The sequence below is a fragment of the Nocardiopsis sp. M1B1 genome (genome assembly GCF_052466615.1).
In genome coordinates this window covers 2,358,926-2,371,597 of the sequence record NZ_CP196194.1, presented here as the reverse complement: position 1 = coordinate 2,371,597, position 12,672 = coordinate 2,358,926, and the positions used below count along the sequence as shown (strand labels likewise).

The following is a 12,672-nucleotide window of genomic DNA, read 5'->3' as shown; positions in this document are numbered from 1 at the left end:
TCAATGGGGCGCTCCCCCGGCCGCCGTGAGGATGGCGAGCAGGGGGACGACGCGTTCCGGTGGAATGGCGTAGTGGCCGCGCCGGACGGTGATGAGCCATCCGGCGGCGGCGAGCAGGTTGACGTGGTGGTAGATCTGGCCGGTCGTGCCGAAGTCGGAACGCTCGGCCAGGGCGGCGACGGTCCCGGTCCCCCTCCAGACCGCCTGTAGCAACTGGAGCCGGACGGGGTTGCCCAGGGCGTCGAGGCTGGCGGCGTGGCGGGCCCAGTCGGACTCCTCCAGGCGCTCGACCGGCAGCCCCTGCTGCCACTCCAGCGCGTTCTCCTCCCCCTCCCCGTCGCGGACGATCCCCGCGAAGACCACGCCGCCGTGTCCGGTGACGCGCTCCCGCAGGGCGTTGAGCGCGAAGAACACGTCTCCGAGCTCCTCCGCTCGGGGCGTCTCGGCCGCGCGTTCGCCGGCCGCCTCCAGGGCACTGACCCGCGCCTCCAGCTCGGCCAGCCGCTCCTCCGTCGTCCCGTCCACCACACCTCCACCTTACATGCTTTTCCGTAATTACGTAATTTTAGATTACCAGGCCCGTGAGCTTTGCCCGATCCGTAGGAACGGGTGGGGTGTCGCTGACCCGCGGGGTCGGATGATGAAGACAAGGCGCGCGGATCGCGCATCCGCGAGAGGGACACCCGAGCGGCCGTTCCCACGTCCCGGACCGCGCAGAGGCCAGCGGGGACGGCCGGGAAGGATCCGTGAACATGCGAACGCAGGCAGCCAACGGCTGGCAGTTCTTCGTCGCGACACTGCTGATCGTCATCGGGGCGATCAACGTCATCCAGGGGCTGGTGGCGCTCCTGACCCCCCAGTTCTACGCCGCGGCGAGCACGGAGGTGCTCCTGTTGGGGTACACCTCCTGGGGCGTGCTGCTGGGCCTGTGGGGGGCGGTGCTGATCGTCGCCGGTCTGGCCGTGCTGTCCCGCAGCACGTGGGCCCGGGGCTTCGCCCTGATCCTCGCCTCGGTGAACGCCATCGCCCAACTGGGCTTCGTCATGGCGATGCCGCTGTGGTCGATGGTGGCCATCGCCGTGGACCTGCTGGTGATCTACGGCCTGACCGCCGGCTGGCCCGACCGCGAGCGCGAGTCCGGGCGCACCGAACACCACGAGGGCGCCTACCAGAGCGGGTACAACGCCGCCCACGCGGCGCCCAGGCCCGCGCAGTCCCCGGAGGGGGGCACCGGCTCGCCGCAGCAGACGGCGGGACCGCAGCAGACCACCGGGCAGAACTACTGAGAGCCCCTCCCGGGCCGCCCCCGTTCCCCAGGACGGGGGCGGTTTCGCGCGCCCGCGCCCGTGCGCGGTCGGTGGTGGGACCGCGGTCGGGCCGGGGGAGGACCCCTTCGCGCGCCCGGGGACGGCCGCCGCGGACACGGCCGGGGGCGGCGGCCTCGGCCACCGCCCCCGGCGGGTCGGTCACTCCCCCGCGGAGCGCCTCAGTCCTCTCCCCCGCCCTCGTCCTCGGTGAGGTAGTTGGCCAGGAATCCGAGGACCCCGAAGGCCGCCGCGGCCGCGACCGCGGGGACGAACAGCAGGTCCGAGGTGGTCGTGATCCAGTCCGGCCGCTGCGCGACGACTCCGGCCAGCTGACCGGCGACGAGCAGGACGCCGAGGAGGAAGCAGGCGACGAGGCCCAGCTTGAACAGGGTGCGCACCACGAGGAGGGCGCGGGATCTGATGGTGGTCATTGTTCAGCCTCCGAAGACCGGTAGGACGCCCCAACCGATGAGGCAGCCGATCAGGAAGATCGGGATCATGTAGTAGACGATCAGCGGCAGGAAGGTGCTCTCGGGCCGGGCACCCGTCAGTCCGGCCGCCACGAAGATCGACCCGGACGCGGGCGGCGAGGCCCCCTCGGTGGAGGCGAACACCAAGATGGCGATCACCGCCAGCAGCGGGTCGACGCCCACGCCCACCAGTGCCAGGAAGGAGATCTGCCCGACCGCGGTGAGGGTGGCCGTGGAGGAGAGCGGCCCGGCGACCAGGGCGATCACCAGTCCGACGGCCACCACCAGCAGGACGCGGTTGACCGGCAGGTTCTCCAGCAGGGTGTTGACGTCCTCCGCGAGCCCGAGGCGGGCCAGGATCTCGCTGGCCGCGATGGCGAAGAACAGCAGGGCCCCGATGGTGGCGAACTTGGGCAGGGCGCCGTCGAGCAGGGCCGACCAGTCCCGCGGGTTCCGGGGCAGGCGGTCGCGTCCGGCGACGAGGGAGAACACGATGATCAGGATCGGGATCCAGATCAGCAGCGAGATCTCTCCCATGGCCTCGCCGAGCGGGGTGGAGTTCTCCAGGTAGTCGGCCAGGGGCCCCGCCGTGACCACGATCGGGATGAGCGCGCCCAGGAAGATGGTCAGGGCTCCCGCGCCCTGGCGCAGGGACTCGCGCAGTGGCAGCAGGTCGGTCTCGTCGGCCCTGGGGATACCGTCCCTGCGCACGAAGTACGTGATCAGGGCGAACCTGAGCAGGATCTGGTAGGCCCCGGCCGCGAGCAGGCCCATGTAGACCTGGCCGGTGCTGACCATGCCCCCGGCGAAACCGATCATGATGACCATGGAGGCGCTGGGGGGCAGGGCCGCGCCCATCCCCCCGTTGCCGGCCATCACCGTGGCGGCGCGGGTGGGGGACCACCCCGTGCGCACCATCCAGGGGCCGGTGAAGGAGCCGCTGGAGGCGGTGTTGGCGGAGTTGGACCCGGACAGGGCGCCGAAGACCGCGGAACCGGCCGTGTCGATGAAGGCGGGGCCGCCGCGGACGCGCCCGAAGAGGGAGTTCAGGATGGCCAGGATCCGCTGGATCAGGCCCGTGACGTCGATCAGGTAGGCCATGAACACGAAGGCCAGGGCCGCGTAGAGCACCTCGTGGGTGAGGGCGTCGACCAGCCCCCGCAGCAGGTACGCGGGCGCCTGCGCCCCGGCGAACAGCGCGGTGACGACCAGTCCGAGCAGCATCGCCTCGCCCATGTTCCGTTTGAACACGACGTTCCAGACGATGATCACGGCGATGAAGGCCGCCAGGGCTAGGAGTGCGATGGGCATGGGTGGACCTTCGGGAGGGGAGTCGGGGAGTGGTGGCGGCCGGGTGCGGCGGGGGACCGGTCCGACCGGGGCTCGGCGGGGCGGAGACCGGCGGGGCGGGCGCTCACCGGCGTTCCGCCCGGATGGCGCCGCGGCGGCGCTCCTCCTCCGCCACGACCTCGCGGGCCGCGCTCAGGGTCTGCTCCGCCTCCAGACGGGGGACGAAGAACACCCCGTCGCCGTCGGCGACCACGATGTCCCCGGTGGAGCAGACCGCGCCGCCCACCGAGACCGTCCGGCCCACGTGCCCGGGGCCGTCCTTGTAGGGCCCGGCGGGCGAGATCCCGGCCGCCCAGACGGGGAAGCCCAGGTCGCGGAGTTCGTCGGCGTCCCGGACCGCGCCGTCGACCACCATGCCGCGCACGCCCCGGTTGAGGGCGCGTTCGGCGATGAGCTCGCCCAGCAGGGCGCGTGAGGTGTCGCCCCCGCCGTCCACGACCAGGACGTCCCCCGGCCGCGCCAGGGTCAGCGCCCGGTGCAGGGCGCGGTTGTCGCCGGGGCGGGTCAGGACGGTGAGCGCCCGGCCGGTGACGCTCGCCCCGGGCCAGACCGGACGGACGCGCGAGGAGACGAAGCCCAACCGGTCGCGGCCGTCGCCGATGGCGGCGGTGGGGACGCCGACGTAGGCGTCGGCCAGTTCGCGCGCGTCCTCCCCGCCCGAGCGCGCCAGGAACAGGTGGCGGTCGGCGGCCCCGGTGCTCACCGGCGCCTGGACGCCCAGTTCATCGAGGAGTTCGACGCTGGAGCGGAGTTCGTGCGCCCTGCGCAGGGCGTGCAGGCGCGTGCCCTTGTCCAGGCGCTCCAGCGCGGAGGTGCCGTCGGCGAGCGCGTCGGCGACCTGGGTGCGCATCCACGCCTCCTCCCCCGCGGCCCTTCCGGCGTCCACGGCCTCGGTGATCAGGGCTCCCAGGCCCTTCATGAAGACGCTGCGCAGCAGCTTGCGCCGTGACGCGGCCCCGACCTCGCCGCCGACGGGCTCGGCGTCGGAGCCCACCGCCCGGAGCAGCCGGGCGGCGGCCTCGGAGGCGGGGCCGGAGAGCAGGACGTTGACCTCGGCACCGTACCTGAGCACCGAACCGATGATCGCACCGTCCACGACCTGGGCGGATTCGCCCAGGGCCGCCTCCACCTCGATCTTGGTCGCCGGGGCGGCGGCGTTGAGGTCCACGTACACCGCGTCCCGGCGCAGCACCGGCCGGGCGTCCTCGGCCGCGGTCACCGCGTACGCGGCCGTGGTGAGGCTGAGGACCAGGTCGGCGTCGGCGACCGCCTCGCCGGTCGAGGCGGCCCGCGCCACCCCCTCGGGCGTCCGCGCCCCCGGCGAGGGGTCGTAGCCGACGGTCTGCCAACCGGCGGCCGCGAACGCGCCGGCGTAGATGGCACCGGCTTCTCCGAGCCCGAGCACGGCGACCTTCATGATCCCACCCTCTATCATTGAGTGATAGTTACTGTTGCCTGTTGATAGTGAGTGTGACCTGCGACGCTTCGCGGTGTCAACCTGCCGGAAACCCGTCCGCTACGTTGAGGGGAGGGCGGCGATGCGCGCATCGCCTTGGGGACGGGCACATCGGTCCCTCCCGCGACAGGGCGAACTCCCGCGGCAGGGCGAACTCCCGGGACAGAGCGAACGACGACGGAAGGGCGGGCGAGGGCACGGATGGGAGCGACGGCTGGGGGTGGCAACCAGGGGCGCACCCTGGACCGGGCTCTGGACGTGCTGGAGTGCCTGGAGCGGGCGCGCGGCCCCCTGCGGCTCAGCGACATCGCGCGGGAGAGCGGGCTGCACCTGGCCACGACGCAGCGCACCGTCAACCAGCTCGTACGGCGCGGATACGTCCAGCAGGAGCGCCTGGGCTACTCGCTCGGGCCGGTGGTGCTGTCCCTGGCGCACTCCTTCGTCGTCAACGACCGCCTCTGCAGCGTCGCGACGCCGATCCTCACCGAACTGTCGGCCACGACCGGTCTGACCTCGTCGGTCTACGTGCGCTCGGGACAGGAGCGCATCCTCATCGCGCGCGTGGACGGAGCCGACCCGCTGCGCTACCAGTTCCCCATCGGGCGCCGGGTGCCCCTCTACATCGGCGGCGGCAAGGTGCTGCTCAGCGACTGGGACGACCAGGAGCTCGACGCCTACCTCGCCGACCACGCCGAGGTGCGCCTGGCCTCGGGCAGGACCCAGGACGCCGCCGACCTCCGGGCGCAGATCGAGCGGATCCGGGAGGTCGGCTACCACCTCGCCGAGTCCGAGCGGGAGCCCGGCGCCCTCAGCCTGACCCGGCTGCTGTACGACTCCGAGGGCGAGACCCTGGGCGCCGTCAACCTGGTGACCACCAGTGACAGGACCAGCCCCGAGGAGCTGCTGTCCCAGCTTCCGGAGCTGTCACGGGGCGCCAACGCCATCGGGGTGCGCGCCTGAGGTGTCACCCGCCTGAGGCGTCACCCGCCGGGACGGGCGGACGCGCTCGGGTCCCGGCCGTGTAGGTTCCGGGCATGGACGTTGCGGGCATGGACGACGACTGGCGGGCGGACCGGGTCGGGAGCGCGCTGCGGGGCGCCAACCCCACCGTGCTGCGGCGTCTGGACGCGGGCTTCGCGGTGATCGGGGACGTCCAGTTCCTGCCGGGGTACTCGGTGCTGCTCACAGACCGCCCGGAGGCGGAGAGGTTGTCGGACCTGCCCCGACCCGAACGGCTGGCGTTCCTGTCCGGCATGGAACGGCTCGGTGAAGCGGTCGAGCTGGCCTGCCGACGCCGCGACCCGGCGTTCCGGCGGGTCAACCTGGAGATCCTGGGCAACACCGACGCATTCCTGCACGCGCATGTGTGGCCGCGGTTCGACTGGGAGCCGCCCGACCTGGTGGGCAGACCGGTGTGGCTCTACCCGCGGGACAGGTGGACCGACCCGCGGCACGCGCTCGGTCCGCGGCACGACGCGCTGCGCGAGGCGATCGGCGCAGAACTGGACCGCTTGCGGAAGGTGATCGGCACCGAACCGGAGCGCCCGCGGGAGGCGTCCGGCGCCGAACCGGACCGTCTGCGCGAGGCGACCGGCACCGGACTGGACCGCCCGCAGGAGGCGGACTGACCGGACCCGGGGTCAGTCGCGGTACAGCTCCGCCAGGGCGTCGGCGTAGCGCTCCCGGACGACCTGGCGCCGGAGCTTGAGCGAGGGGGTCAGCTCACCGGTGTCCGGTCCCCACTCGCCCGGGAGCAGCAGGTGGCGCCTGACCCCCTCCGCGCGGCTGAACCGGGCGTTGGCCGCCGCGACCGCGCGTTCGGCCTCCGCCGCCACCTCGGGGTGGGCGACCAGCGCCTCCCAGTCCCCGCCGGTGTCGATGCCCCGGACGGCCGCCCACACCGGCAGCGTCTCGCGGTCGGGCACCAGCAGCGCCACCAGGTAGGGCCTGCGGTCCCCGTGCACGTAGGCCTGGCCGACGATGGGGTGCTCCTTGAGGGCGTTCTCCACCGGCGCGGGCGCGACGTTCTTGCCCTGGGAGGTGACGATGAGCTCCTTCTTGCGGTCGGTGATCCACAGGTAGCCGTCCGCGTCGAGGCGGCCGACGTCGCCGGTGGCGAACCACCCCCCGGCGTCGGTGGCCGGGCGCACCGAACCGTCGGGCTGGAGGTAGCCGCCGAAGACCGACTCCCCGCGCAGCCACACCTCGCCGTCCTCGGCCACCCGCACCCGCACGCTCGCGAGGGGGCGGCCGACCGAGCCCAGCCGGAACCCGGTGGCGGGGCTGTTGACGGTGGCCACGCCCACGGACTCGGTGAGGCCCCAGGCGTCCATGACCACGACCCCGAACCCGGCCCAGAACCGCACCACGTCCAGCGGCATCGGCGCGGAGGCGCTGGAGGCCCAGCTCACCCGGTCCAGGCCCACCTGGGCCAACAGGGGAAGCAGGACCTCGGCCCGGGCCCGCTCGAAGCGTTCTCCGAGTTCGGCGGGCACCTCCTCGCCGCGCTCGCGGTGGGCGACGTGCTCGGTGGCCACGGCCGTGGCCGCGTCCACGGCGGCGCGCCTCTCCTCGGGCATGCGGGCGATCCCCGCGCGCAGGGCGGAGGCGAACTTCTCCCACACCCGGGGAACCCCGAAGAACTGGGGCGGGCGCACGTGCCGCAGGACCCCGGGCAGGTCCTGGAGGCTTTCGCACATCCACACGTGGGAGGCGCGGAAGACCGGCAGGTAGAGGCCGAGCATGCGTTCGGCGATGTGGGCCAGGGGCAGGTAGCACACGTGGTCGGGGAGGGCGGGGAGAGCAGGGAGGGCGGGGTGGTCGGGGAGGGCGGGGTGGTCGGGGAGGGCGGGGTGGTCGGGGAGGGCGATGGCCGCGTCCAGGGCGGTGGCGTTGGCGAGCACGTCGCGGTGCGTGACGGCCACGCCCTTGGGGTCCCCGGTGGTCCCGGAGGTGTAGACGACGGTGAGCAGGTCGTCGGGGGTCAGGTCGCGCCAGCGTTCGAAGGCCGTCCCGGCGGGGGCGGCGGGGGTGGTGGGGGCGGCGGGGGTGGTGGGGGCAGTGGGGGTGACGGGGACGACGGGAGCGGCAGGGGCGGCAGGGACGTCGGGAGCGGCAGGGGCGGCGGGGGTGCCCTCCAGGCAGGCGTAGTCGGTGTGGCCGCGGCCGGGGTCGGCCCCGTCCACGACGACCAGCGCGGCCAAGGGCATCTCGGGGTCGGCGAGCAGGCCCTCCCATACGGCGGCGGCCGCGGTGTCCCCCACCACGGCGAGACGGGCTCGGCTGTGCCGGGCGATGTGGGCGACCTGTTCGGAGGCGGCGGTGTCGTAGACCGTGGTGGGAACGGCACCCGCGTGGACGAGGGCGAGGTCGGACAGCCAGTGCTCGGGGCGGTTGCCCATCATGAGCAGGACGTGGTCGCCGGGTTCGACTCCCAGGGCGGCGTAGCCCTCGGCGAGCACGGCGACGCGGTCGCGCACCCGCGACCAGGTCAGGGTGGTCCAGTCGCCGCAGTCCGGCGCGCGCCAGGACAGGGCGGGCGCGTCGGGGTGGTCGGCGGCGTTGCGGGCGAGCAGGCTCGGAAGGGTTCGTCCGGCGGGGGGCATGGGCGCTCCTGGGTCCGGGATCTCCGTACACGGCCGACGGGGGGTGTCGGGTGCACTCATCCCTACCCGGGAAACGGGTGCCCGCTCCGGGTGCCCCGCTCCGGTCTCCGAGGGGTCGGCGGCCGGAGCGGGGCCGCCCCCTCGGCAGCCGGAGCAGGGCCGTCCCCTCGGCGGCCGGAGCGGAGCCGGGCTCAGCGCTTGCGCGGGTGCAGGTGGCTGGTGACGGCCAGCCGGTTGTAGAGGTTCATCATGGCGATGCCGGCGATGAGCGCGGCCAACTCCTGGTCCTCGAAGTGCTCGGCGGCGCCCTCGTAGGCCTCGTCGGACACGCCGTGCTCGCCCAGGCGGGTGATCTCGTCGGTGAGCGCCAGAGCGGCCCGCTCGGCGTCGGTGAAGATCTCACCGGCCTCGTACCAGGCGGACACGAGGAAGAGCCGCTGCTGGGACTCCCCCGCCTCCAGGGCGCGCTGGGTGTGCAGGTCGATGCAGAAGGAGCACCCGTTGAGCACCGAGGCGCGGAGCTTGACCAGTTCCAGCAGGCCGAGGTCAAGGTGTCCGGAGATGACCTTGTCGATCTCGTCCAGTTTGCTGTAGACCTCGGGAAGCTTCTTCGCCCAGATCACGCGTTCTTTCGCCACGGGGGCCGCCCTCCTCGTCGAACACTTTCACCGTCCCAGTCCCAGCCGGGACCCGGACCACAACGCTACCAACGGGGTCCGGGCGCTGCGGGGTCAAGGGCGGAACCGGATAGGGAAGGGATGGGGAAGGGGAAGAGAGGGGAGGGTTCGGGTGGTTTTGGGTTGGTTTGGTTTTTTTGGTTTATTTTGAATTGGGTTTCCGCAAGCCGAACCGAAGCACGGGGGTGCGGAGATTACCGCGCTTCCCTTCCTTTCGCTTTCCTTCATTTCCTTTCACTGCCCTCCTGCACCACTACTGAGCACGAAACCCCATGCCCCAACGCGACAGCGACCACCGGTGAACTGAAGACCAGGGCCTTGCTGTGGTTCGGGTTCGCCGGTCACCTGGAGCGTGGTCCGGGACAACCGCGACCACAGAAAACACAAAGGGGAAACGGAAGAAAGAGGGCCGTGGCTCAGGTCCCGTGTACGTGCACGGTCTGTGGCTCGGGCTCCGCGTACGTACAGGGTCTGTGGCTCGGGTCCCGCGTACGTCCACGGCTTGTGGCTCGGGTTCCACGCATCTGCACGGTCTGTGGTCGAGGTCGCGCGCACGTACAGGGTCTGTGGCCGGGCTTTGCTGCACGCTCTACAACCCCCTGTCTTCTGGAGGGCGGATACGTGCACGTTCGTACCACCCCCAGCGGTCGGGACCTGGAGGCTGTCCTGACGGCGTGGGGCGGTGGCTGAGCCGCTTATCACGCACTTCGCGGACGTGCCCTCGACCGCGGCACTGGAGAACCGGGGCGAAGCACGCGATGCGCTCACCCCCTGGACAACCGACGTGCGCATCGCGTGGTCCCCAGCACTGGAGAAAACCCCCTATGTCCGGGCGGGGAGCCTGGGACCTACGGCCACCCCCCACACCCCTACCCGACACTGGTGTTTTCCGTCTGTACCCCGCCGTGTCTGAGGAGGGCAGCACCGCACACCTACAACCACCAGACGGCCGGGCTTCAAAACCCCCTTCGGTGGGGGTTCAAACCCCCTGGAGCGGGGGTTCAAAACCCCCACGGGCTGGCGTGAGCGCGATCAGACACCCTCAGCCCGCAAAAGCATTAAACAAAACCTCTCGCCGGCTAATGCGAGCAGGAAAGTGGGTGCTGGATCACCGCGAGGCTGGTTTTCACATCTCCACGGACCGGTGTGGGCGCGAGCATACGCCCCTGAACGGACCGGCCGGTTTCCTTCCCCGGCCGGTCCGTTCCGAGAACACGTCACTGGTCGGCGACGGGCTCCAGCACGAAGACCGGGATCTCGCGGTCGGTCTTCTTCTGGTAGTCGGCGTAGTCCGGGAACGCCGCCACCGCGCGCTCCCACCAGGCCGCCTTCTCCTCGCCCGTGACCTCTCGGGCCACCATGTCCTGGTTCACGGTCCCGTCCCGCAGCTCCACGTGGGGCTCGGCGAGGACGTTGAAGTACCAGACGGGGTGCTTGGGCGCACCGCCGAGCGAGGCGACGGCGGCGTAGCGCCCCTCGTGCTCGACCCGCATCAGCGGCGTCTTGCGCAGCTTGCCGCTCCTGGCCCCGCGCGTGGTGAGCAGGATGACCCGCATACCGCGCAGGGTCATCCCCTCCCTCCCGCCGGAGCGCTCGATCTGCTCGACCTGGTCGCGCACCCACTCCGTCGGACTCGGCTCGTACTCGCCTTCGAGCGGCATGGAATCGTCTCCCTCGTCGTTGCTCATCATGCTGGCCGACAGCACTGCCAACATCACTTCCCCACGGGGCTCATCCGTACCACGTCAGTCGGGAGTGCGGGCGTCGTGGGTGAGCAGCGCCAGCTGCACCCGCCCGGACAGGTCCAGCTTGGTCAGCGCGCTGGACACGTGCGCCTTCACGGTGCCCATCGACATGTACAGCCGCTCGGCGATCTCGGCGTTGGACAGCCCCGCGGTCACCGCCTCGGCCACCTCGCGCTCGCGTTCGGTGAGCAGCGCCAGCCGCTCCCGGGCGCGCTCTCGGCGCGAGGGCGCCTCGTCGCGCTCCAGCGGGTCGGCCCCGGCCACCCGGTCCATCAGCGCGCGGGCCACGCCCGGCGAGAGCACGGGCTCGCCCGCCGCCGCGCGGCGCACCGCCTCCACGATCCGCTCCGGAGCGGTGTGCTTGAGCAGGTACCCGGCGGCGCCCGCCCGCAGCGCCCGCACCACGGTGGCGTCGGCGTCGAAGGTGGTGAGCACCAGGACCTGGGGCCCGCTCCCGTCGCCGCGTAGCGCCTCGGTCGCCGCGATCCCGTCCGTGCCGGGCATGCGCACGTCCATCAGCACCACGTGGGGGCGGTGCTCGGCCACCGCCGCGGGCACCTCGGAGCCGTCCCCGGCCTCGCCCACCACCTCGGTGTCCCCGTCGCCGCTGAGCATGATCCGCAGGCCGGAGCGGACGAGGGGGTCGTCGTCCACGAGCAGGACGCGCACGGGAGTGTTCACGGGCACCACTATGGCACCTCCGTCGTCTCCAGCCAGGGCAGCGCGGCCCGGAGGCGGAACTCCCCGTCCTCGGGCCCGTGGCGCAGGGTTCCGCCGTCCAGGGCCACCCGCTCGGACAGGCCGGTCAGCCCCGCCCCGGCCCCGGGGATCTCCGCGGGCGCCACCCCCACCGGCAGCGGGTTGACCACCGACACCTCCAGGCCTCGCCCGGGGGCGCCGCCGATCCGCACCTCCACCCGGGCTCCGGGCGCGTGCTTGCGCGCGTTGGTCAGCCCCTCCTGCACCAGCCGGTAGGCGGTGCGGCGCACCTGGCCGGGCGGCTCGGCGCCCTCGGGGACGTCGTGGACGGAGCGCACGCGCTGACCCGCCCGCACCGCCTCCTCCACCAGACGGTTGACCTCGGTCAGGGCGGGCGGCTGGGGCGCGGCGGTGCCCGCGTGGTCGCCCTCCTCCCCCGGGGCGGTGTCGGCCGCGCGCAGCACCGACAGGACGCCGCCCAGTTCCTCCAGCGCCTGGTGGGCGTTGTCGCGGATGACGCGCACGGCCGCGCCGAGTTCGGCGTTCTCCAGCGGCGGCGCCTCGCCCCGCTCCGCGCGCTCGGTTCGGTAGGCGAGCGCACCGGCGTGCACCGACAGCAGCGACATGCGGTGGGCGACCACGTCGTGCATCTCGCGGGCGATGCGCTGGCGCTCCTCGGTCCGGGCCGCGGCCAGGCGCCGCCCCCGGTCCTCGCGTTCGCGCCGCACGTCCTCGCGCAGCCGCTCGATGAGCTGGCTCCGGGTCCGGATGGCCACACCCCAGCCGATACTGCCCGCGAAGAGCAGTGTGGCGATGATCAGGACGACGACGCTGTCTCCGCGGGTGGGCGGGACCATGACGATCCAGGGCAGGCCCAGGATGAGGCTCGCCATCGCCGTCACCACGGCCTGCTGCCAGGGGCGGCGGACGGCGAGGTTGAACAGGGCGACGACCAGGGCCGCGGTCACCGAACTGGACACGCTCTGGACCACGCACAGCAGGACGGCCACGCCCAGGGGGTGGCCGCGGCGCCACCACAGCGCGAGGCAGCCGACCACGCCCAGGGCGAGGTCCGGGAGGATGAGCCAGGAGGGCACGTACGGGTGCAGGCCCACGCTGTAGGCCAGGACGTAGTAGGCCCACACCAGCGCGGCGACGAGGAAGAACAGGACGTCCGCCGCCCATCCCCGCGGGCCCCGGCGCTCCCCGGACGCGGTGCCGCCGTCCGCGGCCGGTGTCGTGTCCACGTGGACCCCCTCCTCCACGCCAAGAGTAGGACGGCCGCACCCGCGCCGCATCGGCCGACGGGCCGCCGCACCGGCGCGGACCTGGCCGACCGGACAGGCGGCCGTGACCGTTCGGC

Annotated in this window: 12 protein-coding genes; 3 read left to right on the top strand and 9 right to left on the bottom strand. The window is 72.7% G+C overall.

All coding sequences use genetic code 11. The annotated features are described in order from the left end of the window. Nucleotides 1-525 carry an ArsR family transcriptional regulator gene (locus tag ACSTA4_RS10230; RefSeq protein ID WP_444963311.1) on the bottom strand — a complete coding sequence of 175 codons (525 nt, stop codon included), beginning with the start codon at nucleotides 523-525 and terminating at the stop codon, nucleotides 1-3. 227 nt (nucleotides 526-752) lie between these two features. On the opposite strand from ACSTA4_RS10230, the gene ACSTA4_RS10225 reads away from it, so the two are divergent. After that, on the top strand, nucleotides 753-1,286 hold the full coding sequence (locus ACSTA4_RS10225; protein WP_444963310.1) for a DUF7144 family membrane protein: 534 nt from the start codon (nucleotides 753-755) through the stop codon (nucleotides 1,284-1,286). 200 nt (nucleotides 1,287-1,486) lie between these two features. Here the strand turns inward: ACSTA4_RS10225 and ACSTA4_RS10220 are convergent, their stop codons facing one another. The 3 genes from ACSTA4_RS10220 to ACSTA4_RS10210 form a co-directional block, all read right to left on the bottom strand. Next, a complete protein-coding gene (locus tag ACSTA4_RS10220; protein WP_444963309.1) occupies nucleotides 1,487-1,738 on the bottom strand; it encodes a hypothetical protein in 252 nt (83 codons plus the stop codon). A gap of 3 nt (nucleotides 1,739-1,741) precedes the next feature. Further along, nucleotides 1,742-3,088 (bottom strand): TRAP transporter large permease subunit, encoded by a 1,347-nt coding sequence (locus tag ACSTA4_RS10215; RefSeq protein ID WP_444963308.1) that lies wholly within the window; start codon nucleotides 3,086-3,088, stop codon nucleotides 1,742-1,744. Nucleotides 3,089-3,191: 103 nt separating this feature from the next. Continuing rightward, nucleotides 3,192-4,562, bottom strand: coding sequence for an NAD(P)-binding domain-containing protein (locus ACSTA4_RS10210; RefSeq protein ID WP_444963307.1), 1,371 nt, complete (start codon nucleotides 4,560-4,562; stop codon nucleotides 3,192-3,194). A gap of 222 nt (nucleotides 4,563-4,784) precedes the next feature. Between ACSTA4_RS10210 and ACSTA4_RS10205 the strand changes: the two genes are divergently transcribed. After that, complete coding sequence (locus tag ACSTA4_RS10205; RefSeq protein ID WP_130397229.1) at nucleotides 4,785-5,543, top strand: IclR family transcriptional regulator; 759 nt, start codon at nucleotides 4,785-4,787, stop codon at nucleotides 5,541-5,543. Between the two features lie 74 nt (nucleotides 5,544-5,617). After that, entirely contained in the window at nucleotides 5,618-6,211 is a 594-nt protein-coding gene (locus tag ACSTA4_RS10200) for a diadenosine tetraphosphate hydrolase (RefSeq protein WP_444963306.1), read from the top strand. 12 nt (nucleotides 6,212-6,223) lie between these two features. Here the strand turns inward: ACSTA4_RS10200 and ACSTA4_RS10195 are convergent, their stop codons facing one another. The 5 genes from ACSTA4_RS10195 to ACSTA4_RS10175 form a co-directional block, all read right to left on the bottom strand. Then, on the bottom strand, nucleotides 6,224-8,188 hold the full coding sequence (locus tag ACSTA4_RS10195; RefSeq protein WP_444963305.1) for an AMP-dependent synthetase/ligase: 1,965 nt from the start codon (nucleotides 8,186-8,188) through the stop codon (nucleotides 6,224-6,226). A 191-nt stretch (nucleotides 8,189-8,379) separates the two neighbouring features. After that, nucleotides 8,380-8,826 (bottom strand): carboxymuconolactone decarboxylase family protein, encoded by a 447-nt coding sequence (locus tag ACSTA4_RS10190; RefSeq protein ID WP_248774427.1) that lies wholly within the window; start codon nucleotides 8,824-8,826, stop codon nucleotides 8,380-8,382. A 1,256-nt stretch (nucleotides 8,827-10,082) separates the two neighbouring features. After that, nucleotides 10,083-10,526: a nitroreductase family deazaflavin-dependent oxidoreductase gene (locus ACSTA4_RS10185; protein ID WP_444964138.1), complete on the bottom strand. Its 444-nt coding sequence runs from the start codon at nucleotides 10,524-10,526 to the stop codon at nucleotides 10,083-10,085. 84 nt (nucleotides 10,527-10,610) lie between these two features. After that, nucleotides 10,611-11,300 (bottom strand): response regulator, encoded by a 690-nt coding sequence (locus tag ACSTA4_RS10180; protein ID WP_444963304.1) that lies wholly within the window; start codon nucleotides 11,298-11,300, stop codon nucleotides 10,611-10,613. After that, complete coding sequence (locus ACSTA4_RS10175) at nucleotides 11,300-12,556, bottom strand: sensor histidine kinase (RefSeq protein ID WP_444963303.1); 1,257 nt, start codon at nucleotides 12,554-12,556, stop codon at nucleotides 11,300-11,302. Before ACSTA4_RS10175 ends, ACSTA4_RS10180 begins: the two co-directional genes overlap by 1 nt. Nucleotides 12,557-12,672: the final 116 nt, after the last annotated feature.

Bases quoted from the DNA above. Each gene is read 5' to 3' on its own strand.
- ACSTA4_RS10205 (WP_130397229.1), top strand. From the start codon at position 4,785: ATGGGAGCGACGGCTGGGGGTGGCAACCAGGGGCGCACCCTGGACCGG.
- ACSTA4_RS10210 (WP_444963307.1), bottom strand. From the start codon at position 4,562: ATGATAGAGGGTGGGATCATGAAGGTCGCCGTGCTCGGGCTCGGAGAA.
- ACSTA4_RS10185 (WP_444964138.1), bottom strand. From the start codon at position 10,526: ATGCCGCTCGAAGGCGAGTACGAGCCGAGTCCGACGGAGTGGGTGCGC.
- ACSTA4_RS10195 (WP_444963305.1), bottom strand. From the start codon at position 8,188: ATGCCCCCCGCCGGACGAACCCTTCCGAGCCTGCTCGCCCGCAACGCC.
- ACSTA4_RS10220 (WP_444963309.1), bottom strand. From the start codon at position 1,738: ATGACCACCATCAGATCCCGCGCCCTCCTCGTGGTGCGCACCCTGTTC.
- ACSTA4_RS10200 (WP_444963306.1), top strand. From the start codon at position 5,618: ATGGACGTTGCGGGCATGGACGACGACTGGCGGGCGGACCGGGTCGGG.
- ACSTA4_RS10215 (WP_444963308.1), bottom strand. From the start codon at position 3,088: ATGCCCATCGCACTCCTAGCCCTGGCGGCCTTCATCGCCGTGATCATC.
- ACSTA4_RS10225 (WP_444963310.1), top strand. From the start codon at position 753: ATGCGAACGCAGGCAGCCAACGGCTGGCAGTTCTTCGTCGCGACACTG.